The 26,554-nt window shown below is 59.3% G+C and carries 22 protein-coding genes; 13 read left to right on the top strand and 9 right to left on the bottom strand.

All coding sequences use genetic code 11. The features are described from left to right. Positions 1 to 132: 132 nt before the first annotated feature. Positions 133 to 3,981: a bifunctional diguanylate cyclase/phosphodiesterase gene (locus ABIE16_RS24255; RefSeq protein WP_340314619.1), complete on the bottom strand. Its 3,849-nt coding sequence runs from the start codon at positions 3,979 to 3,981 to the stop codon at positions 133 to 135. 289 nt (positions 3,982 to 4,270) lie between these two features. Here ABIE16_RS24255 and ettA point away from each other — a divergent pair, with 289 nt between their 5' ends. Together ettA and gdhA are read left to right on the top strand one after the other, a co-directional pair. Further along, on the top strand, positions 4,271 to 5,935 hold the full coding sequence (gene ettA / locus ABIE16_RS24250) for an energy-dependent translational throttle protein EttA (RefSeq protein WP_090451500.1): 1,665 nt from the start codon (positions 4,271 to 4,273) through the stop codon (positions 5,933 to 5,935). A gap of 347 nt (positions 5,936 to 6,282) precedes the next feature. Further along, positions 6,283 to 7,620 (top strand): NADP-specific glutamate dehydrogenase, encoded by a 1,338-nt coding sequence (gdhA, locus tag ABIE16_RS24245; protein ID WP_057713228.1) that lies wholly within the window; start codon positions 6,283 to 6,285, stop codon positions 7,618 to 7,620. On the opposite strand, the gene ABIE16_RS24240 is transcribed toward gdhA, so the two are convergent. The 3 genes from ABIE16_RS24240 to ABIE16_RS24230 all read right to left on the bottom strand — a co-directional run bounded on the left by ABIE16_RS24240 (position 7,617) and on the right by ABIE16_RS24230 (position 10,904). Then, positions 7,617 to 8,111, bottom strand: a complete 495-nt coding sequence (locus ABIE16_RS24240; protein ID WP_057713229.1) for a GreA/GreB family elongation factor — start codon at positions 8,109 to 8,111, stop codon at positions 7,617 to 7,619. The genes gdhA and ABIE16_RS24240 overlap by 4 nt on opposite strands. 218 nt (positions 8,112 to 8,329) lie before the next feature. Beyond that, positions 8,330 to 10,183: a DUF4105 domain-containing protein gene (locus tag ABIE16_RS24235; protein ID WP_429522110.1), complete on the bottom strand. Its 1,854-nt coding sequence runs from the start codon at positions 10,181 to 10,183 to the stop codon at positions 8,330 to 8,332. 232 nt (positions 10,184 to 10,415) lie between these two features. Continuing rightward, on the bottom strand, positions 10,416 to 10,904 hold the full coding sequence (locus ABIE16_RS24230; protein WP_007970900.1) for a DUF3015 domain-containing protein: 489 nt from the start codon (positions 10,902 to 10,904) through the stop codon (positions 10,416 to 10,418). A 420-nt stretch (positions 10,905 to 11,324) separates the two neighbouring features. Here ABIE16_RS24230 and ABIE16_RS24225 point away from each other — a divergent pair, with 420 nt between their 5' ends. After that, positions 11,325 to 13,763: a Lon protease family protein gene (locus ABIE16_RS24225; protein WP_223500343.1), complete on the top strand. Its 2,439-nt coding sequence runs from the start codon at positions 11,325 to 11,327 to the stop codon at positions 13,761 to 13,763. A gap of 240 nt (positions 13,764 to 14,003) precedes the next feature. After that, complete coding sequence (locus ABIE16_RS24220; protein ID WP_008052055.1) at positions 14,004 to 14,345, top strand: hypothetical protein; 342 nt, start codon at positions 14,004 to 14,006, stop codon at positions 14,343 to 14,345. Positions 14,346 to 14,351: 6 nt separating this feature from the next. On the opposite strand, the gene ABIE16_RS24215 is transcribed toward ABIE16_RS24220, so the two are convergent. Beyond that, the gene (locus ABIE16_RS24215; RefSeq protein WP_429522109.1) at positions 14,352 to 16,181 is read right to left on the bottom strand and encodes a hypothetical protein; all 1,830 of its coding nucleotides are present in this window, start codon (positions 16,179 to 16,181) and stop codon (positions 14,352 to 14,354) included. A 171-nt stretch (positions 16,182 to 16,352) separates the two neighbouring features. On the opposite strand from ABIE16_RS24215, the gene ABIE16_RS24210 reads away from it, so the two are divergent. From ABIE16_RS24210 to ABIE16_RS24200, 3 genes are all read left to right on the top strand, one after another. Beyond that, complete coding sequence (locus ABIE16_RS24210) at positions 16,353 to 16,841, top strand: TIGR00645 family protein (protein ID WP_007970904.1); 489 nt, start codon at positions 16,353 to 16,355, stop codon at positions 16,839 to 16,841. Positions 16,842 to 17,044: 203 nt separating this feature from the next. After that, the gene (locus ABIE16_RS24205) at positions 17,045 to 17,335 is read left to right on the top strand and encodes a DUF6482 family protein (RefSeq protein ID WP_218497994.1); all 291 of its coding nucleotides are present in this window, start codon (positions 17,045 to 17,047) and stop codon (positions 17,333 to 17,335) included. Positions 17,336 to 17,456: 121 nt separating this feature from the next. After that, on the top strand, positions 17,457 to 18,074 hold the full coding sequence (locus ABIE16_RS24200; RefSeq protein WP_008022510.1) for an FKBP-type peptidyl-prolyl cis-trans isomerase: 618 nt from the start codon (positions 17,457 to 17,459) through the stop codon (positions 18,072 to 18,074). Positions 18,075 to 18,212: 138 nt separating this feature from the next. Here the strand turns inward: ABIE16_RS24200 and ABIE16_RS24195 are convergent, their stop codons facing one another. The 3 genes from ABIE16_RS24195 to ABIE16_RS24185 all read right to left on the bottom strand — a co-directional run bounded on the left by ABIE16_RS24195 (position 18,213) and on the right by ABIE16_RS24185 (position 20,183). Further along, positions 18,213 to 18,470 carry a PA4570 family protein gene (locus ABIE16_RS24195; RefSeq protein WP_008052059.1) on the bottom strand — a complete coding sequence of 86 codons (258 nt, stop codon included), beginning with the start codon at positions 18,468 to 18,470 and terminating at the stop codon, positions 18,213 to 18,215. 199 nt (positions 18,471 to 18,669) lie between these two features. Beyond that, entirely contained in the window at positions 18,670 to 19,011 is a 342-nt protein-coding gene (locus ABIE16_RS24190) for a zinc ribbon domain-containing protein YjdM (protein WP_008154270.1), read from the bottom strand. Positions 19,012 to 19,214: 203 nt separating this feature from the next. Beyond that, positions 19,215 to 20,183: a polyprenyl synthetase family protein gene (locus ABIE16_RS24185; protein ID WP_090451493.1), complete on the bottom strand. Its 969-nt coding sequence runs from the start codon at positions 20,181 to 20,183 to the stop codon at positions 19,215 to 19,217. A gap of 239 nt (positions 20,184 to 20,422) precedes the next feature. Here ABIE16_RS24185 and rplU point away from each other — a divergent pair, with 239 nt between their 5' ends. The 5 genes from rplU to ABIE16_RS24160 all read left to right on the top strand — a co-directional run bounded on the left by rplU (position 20,423) and on the right by ABIE16_RS24160 (position 24,182). Next, positions 20,423 to 20,737, top strand: a complete 315-nt coding sequence (rplU, locus tag ABIE16_RS24180) for a 50S ribosomal protein L21 (protein WP_003176051.1) — start codon at positions 20,423 to 20,425, stop codon at positions 20,735 to 20,737. A gap of 35 nt (positions 20,738 to 20,772) precedes the next feature. Beyond that, complete coding sequence (rpmA, locus tag ABIE16_RS24175; RefSeq protein WP_003281574.1) at positions 20,773 to 21,030, top strand: 50S ribosomal protein L27; 258 nt, start codon at positions 20,773 to 20,775, stop codon at positions 21,028 to 21,030. Positions 21,031 to 21,225: 195 nt separating this feature from the next. Further along, on the top strand, positions 21,226 to 22,449 hold the full coding sequence (gene cgtA / locus ABIE16_RS24170) for an Obg family GTPase CgtA (protein ID WP_008052064.1): 1,224 nt from the start codon (positions 21,226 to 21,228) through the stop codon (positions 22,447 to 22,449). 137 nt (positions 22,450 to 22,586) lie between these two features. Further along, positions 22,587 to 23,705, top strand: coding sequence for a glutamate 5-kinase (gene proB, locus ABIE16_RS24165; protein WP_057713234.1), 1,119 nt, complete (start codon positions 22,587 to 22,589; stop codon positions 23,703 to 23,705). A 12-nt stretch (positions 23,706 to 23,717) separates the two neighbouring features. Then, entirely contained in the window at positions 23,718 to 24,182 is a 465-nt protein-coding gene (locus ABIE16_RS24160; RefSeq protein ID WP_218432484.1) for a CreA family protein, read from the top strand. Between the two features lie 180 nt (positions 24,183 to 24,362). On the opposite strand, the gene rpsT is transcribed toward ABIE16_RS24160, so the two are convergent. Further along, positions 24,363 to 24,641 carry a 30S ribosomal protein S20 gene (gene rpsT, locus ABIE16_RS24155; protein ID WP_007970922.1) on the bottom strand — a complete coding sequence of 93 codons (279 nt, stop codon included), beginning with the start codon at positions 24,639 to 24,641 and terminating at the stop codon, positions 24,363 to 24,365. A 252-nt stretch (positions 24,642 to 24,893) separates the two neighbouring features. On the opposite strand from rpsT, the gene murJ reads away from it, so the two are divergent. Further along, positions 24,894 to 26,432, top strand: a complete 1,539-nt coding sequence (murJ, locus tag ABIE16_RS24150; protein ID WP_429522108.1) for a murein biosynthesis integral membrane protein MurJ — start codon at positions 24,894 to 24,896, stop codon at positions 26,430 to 26,432. Positions 26,433 to 26,554: the final 122 nt, after the last annotated feature.

Raw genomic sequence — 26,554 nt, 5'->3', positions numbered from 1 at the left:
GATCGTGCCGGTCTCATCGCGAGCAAGCTCGCTCCCACAGGGCTCTCGGGTGTACACAAAGTGTGCGAACACTGTAGATCCACTGTGGGAGCGAGCTTGCTCGCGATGAGGCCAGTTGCCGCGCCGCAAATCTCAATCGAACATGAACAGGGCATCATTGCTGAACTGCCCTTCGAACCGGCCCGCCGGCATCGGCCGACCGAACAGATAACCCTGTACCTCGTCGCAACCGTGCTCCCTCAGGAAATCCAGCTGCTCATGGGTTTCCACGCCTTCGGCGATCACCGCCAGGTTGAGGCTGTGGGCCATGGCAATGATTGCCCGGGCGATTTGTGCATCCTGCTCGCCGCTGGGCAGGCCATCGACAAAGGTGCGGTCGATCTTCAGAACGTCGATCGGGAACTGCTTGAGGTAGTTGAGCGATGAGTAACCTGTACCGAAATCGTCGACCGCAATGCTAAGGCCGAGGTTTTTCAGGCCGTCGAGGATCTGCATCGCCTCGCTGACTTCGCGCATCAGGATACTTTCGGTCAGTTCCAGTTCCAGGCACGCCGGCGGCAGGCCGGTTTCCTTGAGGATGGTGGCGATACGCGTACCGAGCTGGCCGTCGGAGAACTGTCGCGCCGAGATGTTCACCGACACCTTCGGCACCCGTACCCTGGCCTGATGCCAGGCCTTGAGTTGACGGCAGGCTTCGCTGATCACCCAGTCGCCGACATCCACCACCAGCCCGAGCTCTTCGAGCACCGGAATGAAATCCCCCGGCGGCACCAGCCCACGGCGTGGATGGCGCCAGCGCAACAGTGCCTCGGCACCGGTCAGGCGCTTGCCGTCACCGCTGAACTGCGGCTGGTAATACAGCACGAATTCGTTCTGTTCCAGGGCATGGCGCAAGTCGCTTTCCAGCTCCAGACGTTCCAGCGCACTGGCGTTCATGTCCGCCTGATAGAACTGGAAGTTGTTCTTGCCACGCTCCTTGGCGTGGTACATCGCAGTGTCGGCATTCTTCATCAACTGGCTGAGTTCGTTGCCGTCCTGCGGACTCAGAGCGATGCCGATACTGGCGGTGACGAAGAACTCGCGGCCTTCGAGCACGAATGGTTTCACCAGGCTGGCGAGAATCTGTTCGGCCACATGGATCGCCCGGTTCAGGGCGATTTCACGGTTGGCTCGCGGTTGCAGGAGCAAGGTGAATTCGTCACCGCCCATGCGCGCCACGGTGTCGTCTTCGTCGACGCAACCGAGCAGGCGCGTGGCCATTTCCTTGAGCATGCGGTCGCCGGCGGCGTGGCCCAGGGAGTCGTTGATCGGCTTGAAACGGTCGAGGTCGAGGAACATCAGCACCACCCACGACTTCTGCCGTTCGGCCGATTGCAGGGCCGTGTGCAGGCGATCCTGGAACAGTGAACGGTTGGGCAGGTGGGTCAGGGCGTCGTAGTAGGCGAGGCGGTGGATCCGTTGCTCGCTGGCCTTGCGCTCGCTGATGTCGCTGAAGAAACACACATAACTGGCCAGGTCGCCTTCGTCGTCGAGTACGGCGGTGATCCCGACCCAGGCCGGGTAGTGCTCGCCGTTGCGACGCTTGAGCCAGACTTCGCCTTCCCAGGTGCTGTGCTGGCCCAATTGCTTGAGCACATAACGCAGATGGGCTTCTTGCTGGTCGTCGACGGTCAGCATGTTCGGCAGTTGGTCGAGGACCTGCTCCACGGCGTAACCGCTGACACGACTGAAGGCTTCGTTGGCCTGGACGATGTAGCCGGCCGGGTCGGTGATCAGGATCGCCGAGGTCGAGTGTTCGAATACCGTGGCGGCCATGCGCAGATCTTTTTCGGCCCGGCGTTGCTGGCTGATGTCGCGGCCGACGCCGAGCACGCCTTCGAACGTACCGTATTCGTCCCAGACCAATACCAGGCGCAGTTCGATCGGGATCTTGCGCCCGTCGGCCCGCAGGCAATCGAACAGGAACAGTTGGGTTTGCACCTGGCTGCGCAACAGCGCCAGTTGGTCCGGTTGATCCAGCGCTTTGCTGACCCGGTCCATCAGGTGGTAGATGCCGGTCAGTTGTTGCGGGTTGGCAATGGTCGATTGCCAGCCGTTCTGGAAAATCCACTCGGCGTCGTAGCCCAGCACTGCTAGTACCGAAGGGCTGACGTAATTGAGGTTAAGGCGGCTGTCGGTGGAGAAGATCACGTCGCTGATGCTTTCGGCAAGCATGCGGTAGCGCTGCTCGCTGTCGCGCAGCGATTCGCTGGCTTCGATCTGGTCGGTGATGTCCTTGGCCACGCCGATGATCCGCGTGACCTGGTCGTCCTTGTCCCGCGCCAGTGCCTGCTCGCGAATCTCGAAGCGTCGCCACTGGCCGTCCCGATGGCGGAAACGCAACTGGCACTGCATCAACTGGCGATAACCGGCCTGGCGCTGGATCTGGCGAGAGCGGTGGTAATAGTCGGCGTCTTCGGGATGCAGGAGGATTTCCCAGAAGTATTCGCCCATCTGGTGCAGTTCGTTGCGGTTGTAACCCAGGGTCTGGCCCAGATGGTGGTTGCTGTAGATCATGCGCTGGCTGATCACATCCTGCACATACAGATGATCCGGCACGGTGCGCACCACGTCCGACCAGAAGCCTTCGCGCTCCTGCAGCGACAGCTCGATGAGCTTGCGACTGGTGATGTCAGTGATGCTCAGGATCACCGCATTGTAGTCGTCCGGGGTTTGCGGCAGACACAGCACCAGCCACAGGTGCTGGACGCGGCCGCTGGCGTCCTGCAACTTGATTTCCAGCTCAAGCTGTTGCTGCTGGTTGAGCATCGCGTCGAGCACCTGGTTGCCGATGGCGGTGCCGTCCTGCGGATTACCGTCGATCAGCAGTTTCCAGGCTTGGTCGGCGCTATCGACATTAAGCAGTTGCAACGCCACCTGGTTGACCTCGGTGATCCGCAGTTCCTTGAGCAATGGCCGGCGTTGCTCCGGGATCGCCAGCCACGCTTGCAGTTGCTCGCTGCCCTGCAGTTGTGCCTTGTCGAAAAAGACCTTGAGCCCGGACATATCGAGGACGCACAAGGCCACGCCGGTGCCTTCGAAAATGTCCTGGTAACGCCGGCGGCCTTCATTCAACTGGCGCTGACGCCGGCGCGTGTTCAGCAAGGCGAGGAACGGCAGCATGGAAAACGCCAGGCCCAGCAGACATTTGCCGATGAACGCCGGCAGCAGCTCTTCCAGCACGCGCTGACGGTCGAACAGGCCGCGCAATTGCCAATCGCTGCTGCTCAGCGGAACCGTCAGCACGCTGTTGGCGACATCGTCCTCGGTCAGCGTGCCCGGATTGACCGAGGGCAGCGCTTCGTCGCGGCTGATTATTTGATGACTGATGCGGTTCTCCACCAGCCACAACGGGCGGCCACCGGCCTCGCGTTGCTTGGTCAGGGACGAAAAGAAGGTGGGCGTCAGGCGCAGGACCCAATAGCCTCGGGAACTGCCGCTGGCCTGATGCAACAATAAATGCACCACGGAACCGTCGGTGGCGTTGCTGAAGTAGTGCGCCTGGGCGTGGCTGCGGCGTACCAGTTCACCCAGGTAGTTGTTGTCATCGCTGTCGGGAGCGCTGTCACTGATGACTCTTCCCGAGGGACTGAGCAACGCCAGGCTGCGCAGATCAGGCAGCGACTGTTGCAGCTTGCGCAACAGGGCCTGCAGTTCATCGGCGCCCTGCGGTTGCTCGACGATCGGCAACAGGTTGAGGGCGATCTGCGCGTTGAGCGCCATGTTCAGGCTGACCTGCGCGGCCAGATCGGCGGTGTAGTCGATGGTGTACTGACGCTGGTTCTTCTGGGTTTCGCGCAACTGGTCGAGCAACTGCCAGAACAGCAGGGCCAGCAGCAATAATACGAGTGTCGCCAAGGTGCCCTTCAAAGTCCCGCGCAGGGGGGAGCCGAGCACTGTGGCCGGCGCACTGGAAATCGGAGGCGGAGGGACAATGGACAAGCTGTAATCCTGCGGTTTGGCTGGACTGGCGCGACATGCACTATAAGCCGGACGCCCGAAGGGCGGCTAGCATGCCTTGAGTTGTGGCGAAGTGCCAGCCCCTGTCCGTCGGCTGGACTGCCACCGGTCATTAAGGTAGCTTTGCGGGTTACGCGGGAGCGTTCCAGCTCCTAGACTCAGACTTTTTTCAGCGCGCACGTCTTGATCTCCTCAAGCGGGCGACGCGCACAGTCTGGCCGGGCATTGCCTGCGCTCCAATCATTCATCAGTCACTGACCCTAGGTTCTCCATGGCTCAATACGTATTCACCATGCATCGGCTGGGCAAAGTTGTTCCGCCGAAGCGGGAAATCCTGAAAAACATTTCTCTGTCGTTCTTCCCCGGCGCCAAGATCGGCGTGCTCGGCCTCAACGGTTCGGGTAAATCCACGCTGCTGAAAATCATGGCTGGCGTCGACACCGAGTTCGAGGGCGAAGCCCGTCCGATGCCGGAGCTGAACATCGGCTACCTGCCCCAGGAACCACAACTGGATCCGACCAAGACCGTGCGTGAAGTGGTCGAGGAAGCGGTCAGCGTGATCAAGGACGCCCAGGCACGCCTGGACGAGGTCTACGCCGCCTACGCCGATCCGGATGCCGACTTCGACAAGCTGGCTGCCGAACAGGCCAAGCTCGAAGCGATCCTGCAGGCCAGCGACGGCCATAACCTGGAGCGTCAGCTGGAAGTCGCCGCCGATGCACTGCGTCTGCCGGCGTGGGATGCCAAGGTTGAAGTCCTCTCCGGTGGTGAAAAACGCCGTGTGGCCCTGTGCCGTCTGCTGCTGTCCGCACCGGACATGCTGCTGCTCGACGAACCGACCAACCACCTGGACGCCGATTCCGTCGCCTGGCTGGAGCACTTCCTGCACGACTTCCCGGGCACCGTGGTCGCGATCACGCACGACCGTTACTTCCTGGACAACGTTGCAGGCTGGATCCTGGAACTCGACCGCGGCGCGGGCATTCCTTACGAGGGTAACTATTCGGGTTGGCTGGAAGCCAAGTCCGATCGTCTGGCTGCCGAATCCAAGCAGCAGTCGGCTCACGAAAAAGCCATGAAGGAAGAACTGGAGTGGGTGCGCAAAGGCGCCAAGGCCCGCCAGTCGAAATCCAAGGCTCGTCTGCAACGCTTCGAAGAAATGCAGTCGCAGGAATTCCAGAAGCGCAGCGAAACCAACGAGATCTACATCCCGGCCGGTCCACGCCTGGGCGACAAGGTCATCGAATTCAAGAACGTCACCAAGGGCTATGGCGATCGCGTGCTGATCGACAACCTGTCGTTCTCCATGCCTAAAGGTGCCATCGTCGGCGTGATCGGCGGTAACGGTGCCGGTAAGTCGACCCTGTTCCGCATGCTGATGGGCAAGGAAACACCGGATTCGGGCAGCATCGAAGTCGGTGAAACCGTGCAGCTCGCTTGCGTGGACCAGAGCCGTGAGGACCTGGACGGCAGCAAGACCGTGTTCCAGCAGATCTCCGACGGTTCCGACCAGATCCGCATCGGCAACTACGAGATCCCGTCGCGTACCTATGTCGGTCGCTTCAACTTCAAGGGCGGCGATCAGCAGAAGTTCGTCAAGGATCTGTCCGGTGGTGAGCGCGGTCGCTTGCACCTGGCCCTGACCCTGAAAGAGGGCGGCAACGTCCTGCTGCTCGACGAACCGTCCAACGACCTCGACGTCGAAACCCTGCGCTCCCTGGAAGAGGCCTTGCTGGACTTCCCGGGCGCCGCCATTGTGATCTCCCACGACCGGTGGTTCCTTGACCGCGTCGCGACGCACATCCTGGCGTACGAAGACGACTCGCAAGCGGTGTTCTTCGAAGGTAACTACAGCGAATACGAAGCTGATCGCAAAAAGCGTCTCGGCGAAGCAGCTGCCCAGCCGCATCGTGTACGCCACAAGAAACTGGCCTGATTTCGGGTTGGTTGCATAAAGAGCGGAGCCTTCGGGCTCCGTTTTTTTTGCGCGTTTTTTCAGTGATACCGCGGCGCATTCATCGCGAGCAAGCTCGCTCCCACAGGGGAATGCATTTCAAACTGTGGGAGCGAGCTTGCTCGCGATAGCGATCTCCCTTGTGGTGCAAAAGCCAGATCTTGAATCCCTGTTCGGGTGCAAAAAAGGCCAGAAAACCGGAATAATTTATATCCTGTGCACCATTTAATTTCATGAATGCGACATTCTGCTCTGTTCCTGTGCGTGAATCGTTTGTTACAGTCCGGCTCAATCTCCTCCAACGACAATAAATTTGCCGAGACTTTTCCATGATCGAATCCGTCGAATCCTTCCTTGCGCGCCTGAAAAAACGCGACCCGGACCAACCCGAATTTCACCAGGCTGTCGAAGAAGTCCTGCGTACCCTGTGGCCGTTTCTTGAAGCCAATCCGCATTACCTGACCTCCGGCATCCTGGAGCGCATCTGCGAGCCGGAGCGGGCGGTGGTGTTTCGCGTGTCGTGGGTCGACGATCAGGGCAAGGTCCAGGTCAATCGTGGTTTCCGCATCCAGATGAACAGCGCGATCGGCCCGTACAAGGGTGGCCTGCGTTTCCACCCGTCGGTGAACATGGGCGTCCTGAAATTCCTCGCGTTCGAGCAAACCTTCAAAAACTCCCTGACCTCGCTGCCCATGGGCGGCGGCAAGGGCGGGTCGGACTTTGATCCGAAAGGTAAAAGTGATGCGGAAGTCATGCGCTTCTGCCAGGCCTTCATGAGCGAGCTGTACCGCCACATCGGCGCCGACGTTGACGTACCGGCCGGTGATATCGGTGTCGGCGCGCGGGAAATCGGTTTCCTGTTCGGCCAGTACAAGCGCCTGAGCAACCAGTTCACCAGCGTGCTGACCGGCAAAGGCCCAAGTTACGGCGGCAGCCTGATTCGCCCGGAAGCCACCGGTTTCGGTTGCGTGTACTTCGCCGAAGAAATGCTCAAGCGTCGGGGCCTGGCCGTGGAAGGTAAGCGCGTAGCGATCTCCGGTTCCGGCAACGTCGCGCAATACGCGGCGCGCAAGGTCATGGACCTGGGCGGCAAAGTGATTTCGCTGTCCGACTCCGAAGGCACGCTGTATTGCGAAAGCGGTTTGACCGAGGAGCAATGGCTGGCGGTGCTGGAGCTGAAGAACGTACAGCGCGGGCGTATCCGTGAACTGGCCGACCGTTTTGGCCTGGAGTTCCGCGCAGGTGAGCTTCCGTGGAGCCTGAGCTGCGACATCGCGCTGCCGTGCGCGACGCAAAACGAACTGGATGCCGAAGCCGCTCGCACCTTGCTGCGCAACGGCTGCATCTGCGTGGCCGAAGGCGCGAACATGCCGACCACCCTTGAGGCGGTGGACCTGTTCATCGAGGCGAACATTCTGTTTGCGCCGGGCAAGGCATCCAACGCCGGCGGCGTGGCGGTGAGCGGGCTGGAAATGTCGCAGAACGCCATGCGCCTGGCGTGGACCGGTGGCGAAGTGGACAGCAAACTGCACGCGATCATGCAGTCGATTCACCACGCTTGCGTGCATTACGGCGAAGAGAATGGCCGGGTCAACTACGTCAAGGGCGCGAACATCGCTGGCTTCGTCAAAGTCGCCGATGCCATGCTCGCCCAAGGCGTCGTCTAAGTCGGTTCGATACGGATCACTTCAATCAGTTGATCCCCGGCGGGGCGCTGCCACAGCACTTCGTCGTTGAGTCGTGCGCCGAGCAGCGCCCGACCCAGCGGTGAGCTCCAATTGATCAGGCCGTGGGCGGCATCGGCCTGATCTTCGCCCACCAATTGTACCCGGCGTTCGGTGGCGTGTTCATCGGCGTAGGTCACCCAACTGCCGATCTGCACTTTCTCGGTCGAAGTCGCGGCGGGAACCACTTGAGCGCTGCCCAGGCGCTGCTTGAAGTAACGCAAATCACGTTCGAGATCCGCCAGGCGCTGCTTGTCGGCCTGTTCGCCTTTTGCCGATTGTTCGGCGTGCAGGGATTGCAGTTCGGCGACTTTTCCCTGCAACAGGTTCAGGCCTTGCGGCGTGACGTAATTGGTCTGCGCGCTGACCTGCCGTTCGACTGGCTGATCGGCTTGCGCGGCGGCACTATCTTCATTGACGAAGGCACGGCTCATGGAATTCTCCCGGTATAGGATTTGGGCCATGGTCGCAGGCATTTGGTTTCACTGGATGTCTGAAAGCGACTTACGGCGAGTGATAGCCTGTCTGCAACCGACGATTCTCAGTGGGAGCGAGCTTGCTCGCGATGAGGGACTGACATTCAACAAGTGTGCTGGCTGAAAGGCCGCCATCGCGAGCAAGCTCGCTCCCACAGGGTGGGAGGTGTGTCAGGTCAGTAGTGATACCACTTCAGCTCAAGCATCACTTCGTTCTCGGCCGTCGCCAAATGGCTGAATTCGCGCTGGGCGCTCAAGCGCAGTCCGAGATTGCGGGATATTTCCCATTGCTGATTCAGGCTCAGGCTACGGCGCACTTCACCATTGGTGAAAAAGTCGCCCTTGGCTTCCAGGCTCAAATTGCCCAGCGGGTTTTTCCACAGCACACCACTGTTGAACCCGGCGGCCGGGGCAATGAAAGCGGCGAAATCGTTGTTGTGCTCGATGCGCACAGTGCCCAGGGCAAATCCGAGCAGGTCATCGCCCAGTTGCCAGGTGCCACCGCCACCGCCGTTGACGTGGCTGACCAGGGTTTGGTCATCGTGCTTGCCCGGCACTCGCTCCAGACCACCGGCGACTTGCCATGACAGCGGTTGCAGCAGCTCGTTACGCGGGGTCAGGGAGCGAATCGTTGCCAGGTCCAGTTGTTGCACTTGCCATTCATTGCTTTCGTACTGGCGCAGTTTCAATTGCAGGATTTCGATCTGCGCGCCAAGGGGAAAGCTTTCGTTGTTGTCGTTGAGGTCGTGATAAGCCATGCGCAAGCCGTACTCGCCAAAGGCTTTATCTCCATGGCTGCCGAGGCCGAGCTGCCAGGTGCGGGACTCGTGACCGTCTTCAGGCAGGCCCGGTTGCGGGATATCCAGCTCCGGCGCCGGGTTCTGGTTGATGGCCCGCAGCAGTTCGAAGCTGCGCTGGGCGCGTGCCGGGTCGCGTTCCTGGCCATTGGCGCGGTAACGCTCCAGACGATAGGCCGCATCGATGATCAGTGCCTGACGGTCGCGGGCTTGCGCCTTGAACGCCGGGTCCTGCAATTGTTTCTGATCGGCGCTGACTTTCAGCACCCACTGTTGCTCTTCAGGGTCCAACGGCTCGGCGCGGCTGAGCAACTCGCGCTCCCGGGACGGACGATACTGGATCGATTCCACCAATCCGGCATCTTTCACGGCTTTGACGGTGTCGGTCGGGATGGCGGTGAGTGGGAATTGCTCGGTCAGGCGCAGGCCCGGTCGGGCCACTTGCAGCAGTTCCAGCAAGCGGTATGAGCAGTTTTCGTCGAAGAAGAAATAGTCGAACTTGATCTGCTTCAGCTCCCAGACGTGCTCGACCATGCGCGCGGTTTCCTGTTGCGTCAGGTTCAGGCGGTACTCCCACAGGTCGCGGTTTTCCAGGCTGCGGTATTCCGAGAGCTTTTCCTGATAGGGCACCATCGCGAACAGGCCGGGATAGCCGCCCATCAGGCCTTTCCAGGCATAGATGATGCTGTTGTCCGAGCCCTCGATGTAGGCGCCGAAGTTGATCGCGTAACTGAGCAGCGAAGTCTTGTCGCTCTTCACCTCGGCCTGGTCGATGCGCAACAGGGTATGGCCGAACATCGAGGACGGGCTGTTCAGGTAAGCCGCCGGGAAGATCATCACCGCGCTGTCGGGCGAGACATCCTTGAACCATTGCTTGAACCCGGCGCAGTCCGGCGTCGGCAGTCCGGCCAGGCCGAGTTGCTCTTTCAGCCAGCGGGTGCGGGCCGGGTAGACGCATTGAGCGTGTGTTTCACCGGCACTGGCCGGGGCGTACAAGGCTTGTACAGTCGCCGCCAGTTCATGGTCCGGATGTTCATTGCCGTCAGCGGCGAGGAAGAACTTGCGGTCACTGACATAGCTGCGCCAGCCGCCGAGCTTGGCGGTTTCGTAATGGCCCAGGGATATCCAGAAAGGGTCGTTGGCCAGTTGCTGCAAACGTTGTGGTTCGATGTGAGGCGCGGCGGATAGCGGGGCGCAGACACACAGCGCCAGCCAGGCAAGGCGTTTGAGCATAGAAGGCAACTTAAACAGGGAAAAATAAAGACCCAACGAGGTGGATGCCGTTTGCCTGTAGGAGCTGGCTTGCCAGCGATGGTTTCAAAGGCGCTGTGTTTATCCAGTAAACACGCGTGATCGTTAACGACCATCGCTGGCAAGCCAGCTCCTACAGTCAGCGACATTACCCAAAGAGGGGCAGGTCCAAAAAACAAAACCCGCTTCCCGAAAGAAGCGGGGCGGGTCGAGCTTAAGCCTGAGTCGCGTACTTGGCCAGACGAGGGTCGGCTTTGAGCACGGCCAGGGTGTTGGTATGCACGTCTTCTGCGGTCACGTCAGCCTTGCTGAAGATCTGCTGGAAGTGCTCGTGAGTGACGGCGGCGAAGTGCGCACGGTCTTCCGGCGCCACGCCCAGTACCACGGCATAGGTGGTCAGCGCTTCGCCCTGACCCTTGGCCATGTCTTCGGACAGCTCGTTCATCATGCCATTCATGGCAAACCAGGATTTGCCGCCATAGGTCAGCGACGCATTGGTTGCGCAACCGTTGGTGCCGGAGGTCATGCCGAAGGTTGCGTTGCCGGAGGTGCCGTTGGTGGTGGATGCCAGGAAGTGAGCTGGAGTACCACGCTGGCCTTCGAACAGCATGTTGCCCCAACCGCAATCCGGACCGCCAGGCGCTTGCGCCATGGCATTGATGGATACAGCGGTGAAGAGAGTACCAAGAAGAATCCGTTTCATAGCTTTGTTCTCTTTGTGTGCGTACCAATAGACAAGGGAGTCTGGCCTCGGCTCTGCATGCAAACTGCCTGCGCGACGATCATGCTGCGTTGAAAGCAGGCTCGGAATGCTCATGTAGGCCCCTACACTCCGCTTCCTCGCCTGCTTTCGCCTTGCCTGATCGCCGCTCGGCGAGTTTTCCTGCAGACCCTTCCGGTGCCAGTGGGCCGGTCATTAGTCCAGCCGCGCAGTTTGGAGTTTAGGCACGATCACAGGGTTCCGTGATTTTTTGCAAAACATTCATGGAAAACGGCCGCGCAAGCCCGGCCCGCCTGGGGTTGGCCGGTTGACGGTGATCAGGCCTGCGGCGCTCCTTGCCAGTCGGGCATGGGCGGCGCCAGAATGCTGCCATCTGCCCCGCCTGATTGTTAAGGAAGCCCGATGCCTGATCCTGTTGCTGCCAGCTTGCGTCTAGCGCCCGAAGCGCTGACCCGTCCGTTTTCCGCTGAACAGTTCAGCTTCTCTACCACCAATGATCTGGAGCCCTTTCGCGGTGTGCTTGGCCAGGAACGTGCGGTCGAAGCCTTGCAGTTCGGTGTGGCCATGCCACGCCCCGGTTACAACGTATTCGTCATGGGCGAGCCCGGTACTGGCCGGTTCTCGTTCGTCAAACGCTACCTCAAGGCCGAAGGCAAGCGCCTGCAGACCCCGGCGGACTGGGTCTACGTCAACAACTTCGATGAACCGCGCGAACCACGTGCCCTGGAGTTGCCGTCGGGCACTGCCGGTAACTTCATTGGTGATATCAACGGTTTGATCGACAACCTGCTGGCGACATTTCCGGCAGTATTCGAGCATCCGTCCTACCAGCAGAAGAAAAGCAGTATCGACCGCGCCTTCAACCAGCGCTACGACAAGGCCCTGGACGTCATCGAGCGACTGGCGCTGGAAAAGGAAGTTGCGCTGTACCGCGACGCCAGCAACATCGCCTTCACCCCGATGAGCGACGGCAAGGCGTTGGACGAAGCTGAGTTCGCCCAGTTGCCGGAAGCCGAGCGCGAGCGCTTTCACGAGGATATTTCGGCACTGGAGGAGCGCCTGAACGAAGAGCTCGCCAGCCTGCCGCAATGGAAACGCGAGTCGAGCAACCAGCTGCGTCATCTGAACGAAGAAACCATTACCCTGGCCTTGCAGCCATTGTTGTCGCCATTGTCGGAGAAGTACGCCGAGAACGCGGCGGTATGCGGTTATCTGCAGGCGATGCAGGTGTACTTGCTCAAGTCCGTGGTCGAGCAGCTGGTAGACGACAGCAAGACCGACGCTGTCGCCCGCAAGTTGCTGGAAGAACAATACGCGCCGAGCCTGGTGGTCGGTCACTCGGCCAGCGGCGGTGCGCCGGTGGTGTTCGAGCCGCACCCGACCTACGAAAACCTTTTTGGCCGGATCGAATACAGCACCGATCAGGGTGCGCTTTACACCACCTACCGCCAACTGCGGCCGGGTGCCTTGCACCGGGCCAATGGCGGTTTCCTGATCCTTGAAGCGGACAAAATGCTCAGCGAGCCGTTCGTGTGGGATGCACTGAAACGCGCCCTGCAATCACGCAAACTGAAAATGGAATCGCCGTTGGGGGAGATGGGCCGTTTTGCGACCGTAACCCTGACGCCGCAACACATTCCGTTGCAGGTCAAAGTCGTCATCATCGGTGCCCGTCAGCTGTATTACACGCTGCAAGACCTCGATCCGGACTTCCAGGAGATGTTCCGCGTCCTGGTGGATTTCGACGAAGACATCCCGATGGTCGACGAGAGCCTGGAGCAGTTCGCCCAGTTGCTCAAGACCCGTACTTCCGAAGAAGGCATGGCACCGCTGACCGCTGATGCGGTGGCACGTTTGGCGACCTACAGTGCACGTCTGGCCGAGCACCAGGGGCGCTTGTCGGCGCGTATCGGTGACTTGTTCCAACTGGTCAGCGAGGCGGACTTCATCCGCCATCTGGCCGGCGATGAACGGACCGACGCGGGGCACATCGAACGCGCGCTCAAGGCCAAGGCTACCCGCACCGGTCGTGTGTCGGCGCGGATTCTCGATGACATGCTGGCCGGGATCATCCTGATCGACACCGCGGGCGCGGCGGTCGGCAAGTGCAATGGCTTGACGGTGCTGGAAGTCGGCGACTCGGCCTTTGGTATACCGGCGCGGATTTCCGCCACGGTGTACCCGGGCGGCAGCGGTATCGTCGACATCGAGCGCGAGGTCAACCTCGGGCAGCCGATCCACTCCAAAGGCGTGATGATCCTTACCGGTTATCTGGGCAGCCGTTACGCCCAGGAGTTTCCGCTGGCGATTTCCGCGAGCATCGCCCTGGAGCAATCCTACGGTTATGTCGATGGCGACAGTGCTTCCCTGGGCGAGGCCTGCACCCTCATTTCGGCCTTGTCGAAAACCCCGCTCAAGCAGTGCTTTGCCATCACCGGTTCGATCAACCAGTTCGGCGAAGTGCAGGCGGTCGGCGGAGTCAACGAGAAGATCGAGGGCTTCTTCCGTTTGTGCGAAGCCCGCGGGTTGACCGGCGAGCAGGGGGCAATCATTCCTCACGCCAACGTCGCCACCCTGATGCTCGATGAGAAGGTGCTGGCGGCGGTGCGTGCGGGTCAGTTCCATGTCTACGCGGTCCGTCAGGCCGACGAAGCCTTGAGTCTGCTGGTCGGCGAGCCGGCCGGCGAACCGGACGAGAATGGCGAGTTCCCTGAAGGCAGCGTGAACGCGCGGGTCGTGGAGCGCCTGCGGGTTATCGCGGAAATGATCAGCGAAGATGATCTCAAGGAAGCCGAGAAGGAGTTGGCGCAAGAGGCTTTGGCGGAAACCAAGCCGGCCTGATGCAGTAACTCATGTGGGAGCGGGCAAGCCCGCTCCCACATTTGTTTGTGTGAACCCTGGAAAAGCGTCGTCGAACTGACGTCAATATTCACACTATGACCATTCGGCGCCTTTCGGTCTTGTCTCGGCCTGCAAGGCAGACTTTTCTTCTATTCTCTGCTCAAGGATATCGACGTAATCACAGGATCGAAACAGCCTTCCCATGGGGGCTGAACACCGGATCTACCGAGGGTCGCCGCCATGTCGCGCAACCTCTGCCTCACCCGTCAATGCCTGGGCCTTGTGACCCGTATCGAATGTGCCATCCGTCCATTGGCGGGAGATACGGGCATGTGGACTCTGCTGTTCGCCGCCGGAATGGCCGGTGAACAACCTTCGGCCATCAAGGCCCAAGGCCCGTTCCACGGTCCGTTCGTCGCTGAATCAATCCTCGACACCATCGTTGAAAGCCTGACCCTGCACGGCTACGAGTTGGCCGACGATCCGCAAATCTGGTGCCTGCACCTGCAAGCCCAACTGCGGGAAATCAACGGTGGTCGCTGCCGGAACATGGGCGGCTTCGAGTTTCACCCCGAGCACTGAGTGGCACTATTGATCAAGGCGCGTCATGTCGGCCTTGTCGAGTTTGACTTCGAAACCATATTGCACGGTGGTGAGATCAGTGCGCTGATAGGTTTCCAGGCGCGTAGGCTGCCCGTAGAAGTAATGCACGGCAAACTGCGCCGGCCCCTGTGCGCTCGCGCCATGACTGACCGATAGAATCTCCTTCAAGTAACTACCGCTGTCGTCCTTGGCGAAAAAGCGCCAGTCCTGGGCGGGAAATACCTTCAGGTCCACCACCAGTGCATTGTCTTTGAGCGCGAGGCCCTTGGGCAGTTGACGGGCTTCGACGGTTTGCTTGTCGACCGTGGCCAGGAACAACGGCATCGAGCCCACCGCATAGGCCGGGGTTTGTGGAAACAGATTCAGATCGTAAGTGATGATGCCGCGCAGGGGATCGATCTGGTATGCCTCTGACGGCAGTTCGATCGGCTCGTCGCGATTGCCACGAGTGTCTTCGGTAAAGAAGCTCACCGGACTTTCACCGGGGTTGAACGATGTGCCGAGCAGCTCATCGTTGAAGGTACGCAGGTGAGTGAATTCGATTCGCGCAGCGCTGGGGTCGTCGACCGACTGACTGATGCTGACGTTCTTTTTCAGTTGATCCTCACTCAGCGTTGCCCCTTTCAGCCAGCCCGCCGCCTGGTCGTCATAGACCACCACGGACAGGTTCAAGGGCTGGATGGACTTGTCCGTGGTATAGGCATCGAAGCGCCGGATCGGCAGGTCGAGGTCCTTTCGGGTGACCGTGACGGCGGAAAAATCCAGCATGCTGACTTCGAGAGTTTCGATCGTCCCGTTGAAGTACACCTTCGAATAATGTCGAGCCTGCTGTTTCTCAAAGTTGCGTTGTTCTTCATCGAGCTGTTTTTCCAGGGACTCGCTCCAGCTCTTTTGCTGCTGCATCTTGGCCAGTTGCTGCTGATAGAAGGCAATTTGTACCGAGGTTTCGTTGATTGAACCGGCGCGCGCGATGAATTGCCCGGTGCTGTCCCTGGCCTGGACGATCAGCGGGTTGAGCGGTGCTTCACTGACTTCGGGGGCCAGCGGCGTGCTGTTGTTGTATTCGATTTCCGCGTAGTTGTTCGTCAATGTGAGGAGGGTGACGCTCAGGTTGTCATTGGTGCGGGTCTGGCCTACGTCCTTTTTCGTCAGGTCGAAGCTGTAGAGGCGCCGTGGCGCGATGACTTCGACTTTGCCTTGCAGGCTCACCGGTTGCGGTTGCTGCTTTCTGTCAATGTCGAGGCCTTCGATGAAGGGGTAGGCCACGGTCAGGTCATCGGGGTTGGTCAGGTTGGAGCTCGATGGGCTGAGCTGAATGCCGGGGTCGGTTTCCGACCATTCCGGCTGGAAGGGAATCACTCGTTTGTTGCTTAGCGTGACCGACTGCCATTCCAGGCCATGGGGAAACAAAAACGCGGCAGGAACGCTGAACGTGAAGGGGAACACTGGCTGCAGATCGATCAGATAGTCGGAACCGGAGTCCTTTTGCAGCACGAACACCCCGTTGATGTAGGTGTCGACCAGGGCCTGCGGGCTCGGGTAGTGCTTGAGCATGGCGAGGGCGTCTTCGCCGTATTCGGTTTCCACCGGCTTGCTGTCGAGCTTGAGTTGCGCGCGTTCGAGCAGCAGCAGTGAGCCACCCAGTTCCGACACGGCATCCTTGAGCTTCGGATCCTGAATGGCGTCCAGCGACTTTTCGAACTGCGCGGTTTTTTCTTCGAGGCTGACCTGGCGTTTCTCTTCGCTGGGTGAGCAGCCGCTCAGCAGCAGCGCCAGGCAAATTCCGGCACTCGTCAAAGGCAATTGCACATCCATTTCCAGTCTTCCTGTCCGCCATCACTGAGCAGTCAATGATTTGGACACTAGCAGAAAAACTTTGATACACAGGCGCAGGTGACGGATTTTTCGACGGTTTCTGGCTGCTTCTGGGTATGGACGGGTGGCTGGTATACTCGCCGCCATTTCCAGTCCAACGTGTGAGATTCAATGGAACGCTTTATCGAAAATGCAATGTACGCCTCGCGCTGGCTGCTGGCGCCGATCTATTTCGGCCTGTCCCTCGGACTGCTGGCGCTGGCACTGAAATTCTTCCAGGAAGTCTTCCACGTCATCCCGAACGTGTTTTCGATGGCCGAATCGGACTTGATCCTGGTGCTGCTGTCGCTGATCGACATGGCCCTGGTGGGCGGTTTGCTGGTGATGGTGATGATCTCCGGCTACGAGAACTTCGTCTCGCAACTGGACATCGACGACAGCAAGGAAAAGCTCAACTGGCTGGGCACCATGGACTCTTCGTCGCTGAAGATGAAGGTGGCCGCATCGATCGTGGCGATCTCGTCCATTCACCTGCTGCGCATCTTCATGGACGCCAAGAACGTCGATCCCGAGCATTTGCAGTGGTACGTGATCATCCACATGACCTTCGTGGTTTCGGCCTTCGCCATGGGTTACCTGGATAAAGTCACCAAGCACTGATTTCAACTTCCATTGTGGGAGCGTGGCTTGCCCGCGATGGCATCACTGCGGTTCATCGTTAGACCGAGGTGATGCCATCGCGGGCAAGCCACGCTCCCACAGGGTTGCAAAACAGACGGGCGGCGTCGTTTGTGGCTTGTGCTTTGATGCGCCGAGGCCTATCCCTGTAAGTATGTTGGTTCGCCACTGCGTGAGGTGCGCTCATGACCCTGAATGAGTTGAATGCGTATGCCGTCGCCGGGAAGGTCGATGAGCTGAACCTGATCTCGATGGAGGGGGGCATCTACCTGCTGGAGGCGCGGATGCATGGCGCGGCGTATCCATTGAGCGATACCCACGGACACATGATGAGCCTGCGTTCGGTGGAGCATGCCCGTGATGTGCTGCGCTCCTTTCCCAAGTTGCACTTCAACCTTGTGCACACGGTCGTGCACGACGAAATGTGCGGTCTGGTTGCCGATGTTGAGGAAAACCTGAAGGTGCCGATCGCCTGAGGCCCCTCATCAATGGCATGACATCTGTGCTAGTCTGCTGGCCCTTTTGGTTCCGGGCGCTCCGGGACGCGCTGTGCACGCATGGCAAGTTCCCGAGCCGTCCGCACAGCGGAGCAGTGTCATGTCCGAAGTAAATCTGTCCACCGACGAAACCCGCGTCAGCTACGGTATTGGCCGTCAGCTGGGCGACCAACTGCGCGACAACCCGCCACCGGGCGTAAGCCTGGACGCGATCCTGGCGGGTCTGACCGACGCATTCGCCGGCAAGCCAAGCCGTGTGGGTCAGGAAGAAATGTCCGCCAGCTTCAAAGTCATCCGCGAAATCATGCAGGCCGAAGCTGCAGCCAAGGCTGAAGCGGCTGCTGGCGAAGGCCTGGCCTTCCTGGCTGAAAACGCCAAGCGTGAAGGCATCACCACTCTGGCTTCCGGCCTGCAGTTCGAAGTCCTGACCGCTGGCGAAGGCGCCAAGCCATCCCGTGAAGACTCCGTGCGTACTCATTACCACGGCACCCTGATCGACGGCACTGTGTTCGACAGCTCCTACGAGCGCGGCCAGCCAGCAGAGTTCCCGGTTGGCGGCGTGATCGCTGGCTGGACCGAAGCCCTGCAACTGATGAACGCCGGTAGCAAATGGCGCCTGTACGTGCCGAGCGAGCTGGCATACGGCGCTCAAGGCGTTGGCAGCATTCCGCCGCACAGCGTACTGGTATTCGACGTCGAACTGCTCGACGTTCTGTAAGACCCGCTGATTACCTGTACCTGTAGGAGCGAGCTTGCTCGCGATGGGCGTTAACGATAACGCGGCCATCCTGAATGAACGCGGTGTGTTTGAGTTCTTCGCGAGCAAGCTCGCTCCTACAAAGTTTTGCAGCGTTTTTCATATTTCGATCTTGTGGTGCAGTTCACTGTGCGGGCGCAACGCCCTGGCATAGCAGAACAGAAACAGATTACGCACCAGTTCCTTGAGCACCACCGGCTCGCTGGAACTCAGGCCATTGAGGTCAAGATCACCTTGGTCCTGCAGTTCGCTCAAGGCTTCTTCTTCAAGCACTGCACAGACTTCCCCGGTTTCCCGATGCAGGATCCTGAGGTAAGGGTGTGGGCGGTCCAGCCAGGCATCGATCAGATAAGTCATGGTTCTCATCTCCATTGAAGGTTTGATGAGAATAATTCTTATTCATCAAATAGCAAGGGCCTATTGGCGGTTTGCGCTTTTTTCCGGGTAAAGATTGCGTCAGGTCAAACCGACCGGCGTTTGGCTATTGCGAGGATTTATTGGGTGAAGCGGGGAGGGAGGGCATCCCGCGCCAGGCGCGGGATGGATAACAGCAGGCTCAGACTTTTCTGACGAACTCGGACTTGAGTTTCATCGGGCCGATGCCGTCGATCTTGCAGTCGATGTCGTGATCGCCATCGCACAGGCGGATGTTCTTGACCTTGGTGCCGACCTTGACCACCAAAGACGTACCCTTGACCTTGAGGTCCTTGATCACGGTGATGGTGTCGCCGTCTTGCAGGACGTTGCCGACCGAATCCTTTTTCACTGTGTCATCGGACACAGCTTCGGCTTCACCGCTGGCGGACCATTCGTGGGCGCACTCGGGGCAGATCAGCTGGGCGCCGTCTTCATAGGTGTATTCGGAATTGCATTTTGGGCAGGGTGGCAACGTGCTCACTAAGGCTCCTTGGATTCAGGATCGCTAAAAAGCGCACATTATATAGGGTTTTAGCCGGGAGGGGTGCAGCGCAGGAAAACCTGTGGGGAACAAACCTGTGGGAGCGAGCTTGCTCGCGATGGCGTCCTTTCAGTCAACAACAATGTTGAATGTAAGTGCCTAATCGCGAGCAAGCTCGCTCCCACAGGGGGCTTGCAGTGTTGTCAGTGCGTACGCGCGACCGCGAACTCGCTCAGTTCAACCAGTGCATCGCGGTACTCGCTGGCAGGCAGCGCTTCGAGACACTTGATTGCGCGTGCCACATAGTCGCGTGCCAGTTGTGCGGTGTACTCCAGCGAGCCCGAGGCTTCCACGGCTTCGCGGATGCTTTCCAGGTCTTCGATTCCGCCTTTCTGGATCGCCTTGCGCACCAGGGCGGCCTGTTCCGGCGTACCTTCGCGCATGGTGTAGATCAGTGGCAGGGTCGGCTTGCCTTCGGCCAGATCGTCACCGACGTTCTTGCCCAGGGTTTCGGCGTCGCCTTTGTAGTCGAGCAGGTCGTCGACCAGTTGGAAGGCCACGCCCAGATGATCACCGAATGTACGCAGGGCTTCGGCCTGTTCCGGCGTGGCCTGGCACAGGGCGGCGGCGCTGTGGGTCGAGGCTTCGAAAAGCATCGCGGTCTTGCCGCGGATGACTTCCATGTAGGTTTCTTCGGTGGTGCTGGCGTCCCGCACCTTCGACAGCTGCAATACTTCGCCTTCGGCGATGATGCGCGTGGCTTGCGAAAGGATCTTCATCACCGGCATCGAGCCAAGTTCGACCATCATTTCGAATGAGCGCGAATACAGGAAGTCGCCGACCAGTACGCTTGGCGCGTTGCCCCACATGGCGTTGGCGGTCGAGCGGCCACGGCGCATGCCGGACATGTCGACCACATCGTCATGCAGCAGGGTGGCGGTGTGCAGGAACTCGATGGTCGCGGCCAGCAGACGCAGTTCGTCGCCCTCACGGCCAAGAGCCTTGCCACACAGCAACACCAATAAAGGGCGCAGGCGTTTGCCGCCGGCCGAGGTAATGTAATCGCCGATTTTCGATACCAGCGGCACTCGGGAAGTCAGCTGCTTCTTGATGATGCCGTCGACGGCGCTAAAATCGTCCGCCACCGCGCGGTAGAAAGCTTGGGGTTGCATCAGCGACAGTCGCTCCAGAAGGGTTGCGCGGCATGCTAGGACCCACGCTTGCAGGTGTCAAGGCGCGATGGACGGCCTCTTGCAAGGCTAGCGTGGCTTGCGTACAATCGCGCACCCTGAACTTCCTGGGCAGCACCTGCCTTACGCAATTGCAAGCGGGCCTCCAGCCCCACGCAGCCATGCCAGCCAATACCTCTTCTTATAAAGAGCTGGGTGAGCAGGATTATCGGAGAAATACCATGTCTTATGCAGTAATCGTTACTGGCGGCAAGCAGTACAAAGTCGCCCCAGGTGAATACCTGAAGATCGAAAAACTGGAAATCGCTACCGGCGAATCCGTTACCTTTGATCGCGTTCTGTTGGTTGCCAACGGTGATGACGTGAATATCGGCGCTCCAGTTGTTGCTGGCGCTACCGTTGTGGCTGAAGTGATCTCCCAAGGTCGTCACGATAAAGTCCGCATCATCAAGTTCCGTCGCCGTAAGCACCACATGAAGCGTATGGGCCACCGCCAGTGGTACACCGAGATCAAAATCACCGGTATTCAGGCTTAATTACAGCCTAATTCCTCACTAGGAGAATTGAACTCATGGCACACAAAAAAGCTGGTGGTAGTACCCGTAACGGTCGCGACTCAGAAGCCAAACGCCTTGGCGTGAAGATGTATGGCGGCCAGGCTATCAAAGCAGGCAACATCATCGTGCGTCAGCGCGGCACCCAATTCCACGCTGGCTACGGCGTTGGCATGGGTAAAGATCACACCCTCTTCGCTAAAGTCGAAGGCGTGATCAAGTTCGAAGTAAAAGGCGCCTTCGGTCGTCGTTACGTGAGCGTAGTCGCAGCTTAATTGCGCGATCGCTGGAAAAGCCCTGTCTCGCGACGGGGCTTTTTCGTTTGTGGGGTGAGTCTCTTGCAAAGCTGTTTGTATGGGCTGTCGGCGTACGATGTAGGTATCGTGGTTCAGGGTCGCTGCGCTCATTTTTGCAAGAGTCTTATGTCTTGATTGTTTTTCGGCTCGTCCGTATGGCGAGAGGCGTTTGTTATGAAGTTTGTTGATGAAGTATCGATTCGCGTAAAGGCTGGTGATGGCGGCAATGGCGCCATGAGTTTCCGTCGGGAAAAATTTATCGAGAACGGTGGCCCGAACGGCGGTGATGGCGGCGACGGCGGTTCCATCTACATGATGGCCGACGAAAACCTCAACACCCTGGTGGACTACCGTTACACCCGGCACTTCGATGCCGAGCGTGGCTCCAACGGCGGCAGCACCGACTGCACCGGCAAGAAGGGTGAAGACCTGATCCTGCGTGTTCCGGTCGGCACCACGGTGATCGACTCCGCGACTCAGGAAGTCATCGGCGACCTGACCAAGGCCGGTCAGAAATTGATGGTGGTGCAGGGCGGCTGGCACGGTCTGGGCAACACCCGTTTCAAATCCAGTACCAACCGTGCGCCGCGCCAGACCACTCCGGGCAAGCCGGGCGAGCAGCGCGACCTGAAGCTGGAAATGAAAGTACTGGCTGACGTAGGTCTGCTGGGTTTGCCGAACGCCGGTAAAAGTACCTTTATCCGTTCGGTTTCGGCTGCCAAGCCGAAAGTTGCCGACTACCCGTTCACCACGCTGGTGCCGAACCTGGGTGTGGTCAGCGTCGATCGCTGGAAGAGCTTCGTCATTGCCGATATTCCGGGTTTGATCGAAGGCGCTTCCGAAGGTGCTGGTCTGGGCATTCGCTTCCTCAAGCACTTGGCGCGTACGCGTCTGCTGCTGCACCTCGTGGACATGGCGCCGCTGGATGATGCTAGCGCACCGGATGCCGCTGAAGTGATCGTCAACGAGCTGATCAAGTTCAGCCCGTCCCTGGCGGAGCGTGATCGCTGGCTGGTCCTGAACAAGTGCGACCAGATCCTTGATGAAGAGCATGATGCTCGCGTCAAGGAAATCGTTGATCGCCTGGAATGGACTGGTCCGGTCTACGTGATCTCGGCCATCTCCAAGCTCGGTACCGAGCGTCTGTGCCACGACATCATGCGTTACATGGAAGATCGTGCCGATCGCCTGGCCAATGACCCGGCCTACAAGGAAGAGCTGGCTGATCTCGATCAGCGCATCGAAGACGAAGCTCGCGCGCAACTGCAGGCGCTGGATGACAAGCGTGCCCTGCGTCGCAGCGGCGTGAAGTCGGTCCACGACATCGGCGACGATGACTGGGACGAAGAAGATGTGGATGACGAAGACGGTCCGGAAATCATTTACGTGCGTGACTGATTCGTTGCGATAAACTTAAGCGCCGCTCAATCGAGCGGCGTTTTGGTATCTGGAAATCGATTGTTGGTCACGAGTAACCACGAATAACGTCACGGGCAGCGCTGGGTCGCGCTGCCCTCAAGCTAAGGTTGAAGATGATGCGGAGCAAGGTGACAGGTGCGCAGCGTTGGGTCGTGAAGATCGGCAGCGCTTTGCTGACGGCGGACGGCAAAGGCCTGGATCGCGCGGCAATGGGTGTCTGGGTTGAGCAGATGGTGGCCTTGCATGAGGCGGGTGTCGAGCTGGTGCTGGTGTCCTCCGGGGCGGTGGCGGCCGGTATGAGCCGTTTGGGCTGGACCTCGCGACCCAGTGCGATGCACGAACTTCAGGCTGCCGCCGCAATCGGCCAGATGGGGTTGGTGCAGGCCTGGGAGTCGAGCTTCGCCAAGCATGGCCGGCATACCGCGCAGATTCTCCTGACTCACGACGACTTGTCCGACCGCAAGCGCTACCTGAACGCCCGCAGCACCTTGCGTGCGCTGGTCGAACTGAAGGTTATCCCGGTGATCAACGAGAATGACACCGTGGTCACCGACGAAATCCGTTTTGGCGACAACGACACCCTGGCGGCGCTGGTGGCGAACCTGGTCGAGGCGGACTTGCTGGTGATCCTGACGGATCGCGACGGCATGTTCGATGCTGATCCGCGCAACAATCCGGATGCCCAGCTGATTTACGAGGCGCGCGCCGATGATCCGGCGCTCGACGCGGTGGCGGGTGGCACCGGTGGTGCGCTGGGGCGTGGTGGTATGCAGACCAAATTGCGTGCTGCGCGTCTGGCGGCCCGTTCCGGTGCTCACACCATCATCGTTGGCGGGCGGCTTGAGCGTGTGCTGGATCGCCTCAAGGCGGGCGAGCGCATCGGCACCCTGCTGTCGCCGGAGCGCGGCATGTTGGCGGCGCGCAAGCAGTGGCTGGCCGGTCATCTGCAAACCCGTGGCACTCTGGTGCTGGATGCGGGTGCGGTGACTGCGTTGTCTCAGGGCAACAAGAGCTTGCTGCCGGTTGGGGTCAAATTGGTGCAGGGCAGCTTCCGTCGCGGCGAGATGGTGGTTTGCGTGGCGCCGGACGGTCGCGAGATTGCCCGTGGCCTGGCCAACTACAGTGCACTGGAGGCGCAAAAAATCATCGGTCAGTCGTCTGAGGCGATTGTCGGTCTGTTGGGTTACATGGCGGAACCGGAGCTGGTTCACCGCGATAACCTGATCCTGGTCTGAAGGAATACCTGAATGCGCGTGGCAAAAGGATTGTTGGGATTGCTGTTGACGATGCCGCTGCTGGCGTCGGCCGAAGAGATCGGTCAGGTGTCGACGGTGTTCAAGTTCGTCGGGCCGAATGATCGGATCGTGGTCGAGGCCTTTGATGATCCCAAGGTTGACGGCGTGACCTGCTATCTGTCGCGGGCCAAGACCGGCGGGGTGAAGGGTGGTCTTGGTTTGGCCGAGGACCGTGCCGAAGCGTCTATCGCTTGCCGGCAGGTCGGACCGATCAGCTTCAAGGGCGAGCTCAAGGATGGTGACGAGGTGTTCAAGGAGCGCACGTCCCTGGTGTTCAAGACCATGCAGGTGGTGCGCTTCCTCGACAAAAAACGCAATACGCTGGTGTATCTGGTGTACAGCGATCGCCTGATCGAGGGTAGTCCGCAGAATGCGGTGACGGCGATTCCGATTTTGCCGTGGGCGCACGCTCAGTAATTTCACGCAAGTCAAACTGTGGGGGCGAGCCTGCTCGCGATGACGGATTAACATTCAGCATCTACATTGGCTGGATATCCGCTATCGCTAGCAGGCTCGCTCCCACAGTTTTTTTGTGCCCATAAAATCGCAGGCAATAAAAAACCGACCCTGAGGTCGGTTTTTTAATGAACGAGTCGCTTAGGCAGCAGCGGCAACGTTCAGGGCCTTCACGTGGCCATTCAGGCGGCTCTTATGACGAGCGGCCTTGTTCTTGTGGATGATGCCTTTATCGGCCATACGGTCGATAACTGGCACAGCCAGAACGTAAGCAGCTTGAGCTTTGGCAGCGTCTTTTGCGTCGATGGCCTTAACTACATTCTTGATGTAGGTACGAACCATGGAACGCAGGCTGGCGTTGTGGCTGCGACGCTTCTCAGCCTGTTTTGCACGTTTTTTGGCGGAAGGTGAGTTGGCCACCGTCGAGCTCCTCGAAAGACTTTTTAGGAAATAGCAAACAAAATAGGCCGCGAATCATGCCGATGAGTTGAGGTCTTGTCAAGGGCGGTTGAGACGTTCCGCTAAGTGGTAGGCGCTACACCTCTGGATATTTCTTTCCAGCGTGCGACCTGTAAACTCGCGAGCTTTGGCTCTGTGCTGTTGCGGCGCGGAGTATCGCATAAGTGGGCGCTTAGTTCGCCTGCTGTTTATCGACAGGCACAAACTCTTTCAATGAATCTGCTCAAATCGTTGGCCGCCGTCAGCTCTATCACGATGCTTTCCCGGGTTTTGGGATTTGTTCGTGACACCCTAATTGCACGTGCATTCGGCGCGGGAATGGCGACCGACGCCTTCTTCATCGCCTTCAAACTGCCCAATCTGTTGCGGCGGATTTTCGCCGAAGGGGCGTTTTCCCAGGCATTCGTACCGATTCTTGCCGAATATAAAAGTCAGAAAGGGGATGAGGCGACGCGAACCTTCATTGCCTATGTTTCCGGCCTGCTGACGCTGGTGCTGGCACTCGTCACGGCATTGGGCATGATTGCCGCCCCGTGGGTCATCTGGGTGACCGCGCCGGGTTTCATCGATACGCCCGAGAAGTTCGAGCTGACCACGAGTCTGTTGCGTGTGACCTTTCCTTACATATTGCTGATTTCCCTGTCGTCGCTGGCGGGTGCGATCCTCAACACCTGGAACCGTTTTTCGGTCCCGGCATTCGTGCCGACGCTGCTTAACGTCAGCATGATTATTTTTGCGTTGTTCCTGACACCGTACTTCGATCCGCCCGTAATGGCGCTCGGTTGGGCGGTGCTGGTGGGTGGTCTGGCACAGTTGCTCTATCAGCTGCCGCACCTGAAAAAGATCGGCATGCTGGTGTTGCCGCGCCTGAACCTGCGCGACAGCGGCGTCTGGCGGGTGATGAAGCAGATGTTGCCGGCGATTCTCGGCGTATCGGTGAGCCAGATCTCGCTGATCATCAATACGATTTTCGCTTCGTTCCTGGTCGCGGGTTCCGTGTCCTGGATGTACTACGCCGACCGTTTGATGGAGTTGCCATCCGGCGTGTTGGGCGTGGCGCTGGGGACGATTCTGCTGCCGACTCTGGCCAAGACTTACGCCAGCAAGGATCGCCACGAATACTCGCGCATCCTCGATTGGGGCCTGCGTCTATGCTTCGTGCTGGTATTGCCTTGCGCCTTCGCGCTGGGGATTCTGGCCGAACCGTTGACGGTTTCGCTGTTCCAGTACGGCCAGTTTGATGCCCATGATGCGGCCATGACTCAGCGCGCGTTGATCGCCTATTCCGTCGGTTTGCTCGGAATTATCGTGATCAAAGTGCTCGCGCCGGGCTTTTATGCGCAACAAAACATTCGCACGCCGGTAAAAATCGCAATTTTCACGTTGGTCGTCACTCAGTTGTTCAACCTGTTGCTGATCGGTCCGCTGGCTCACGCGGGCCTGGCGCTCGCCATCAGCGCCGGCGCCTGCCTCAATGCAGGGCTGCTCTTCTATCAGCTGCGTAAACAGCAGATGTACCAGCCGCAACCGGGCTGGGCAAAGTTCGGCTTCAAGCTGGTGGTTGCGGTAGCGGTGATGTCTGGCGTGTTGCTGGCAGGGATGCATTTCATGCCGGTCTGGGGCGAGGGGCAGATGCTTGAGCGTTTCCTGCGTCTGGGTGCCTTGGTAGTTGCCGGTGTGGTGGCTTATTTCGGCATGTTAGTGTTGATGGGCTTCCGTTTGCGCGACTTCAATCGCAAGGCACTGGGCTGAGGTTCTGGCCTTGATAAACACGGGCGAGCCGGCGGTTTTGTCGGCTCGATCACTTTGGGTTACGGTGTTGCCTGTCGTCGGCCGCCGGGTGTGGTTATAATCGACCACTTTATGAGCAAGAA

Source organism: Pseudomonas sp. 2725 (genome assembly GCF_050434585.1).
GTDB classification, from domain to species: Bacteria; Pseudomonadota; Gammaproteobacteria; order Pseudomonadales; family Pseudomonadaceae; genus Aquipseudomonas; species Aquipseudomonas jessenii.
Note: the sequence above shows the minus strand (reverse complement) of the source record. Positions and strands in the feature narration are given on the sequence as shown.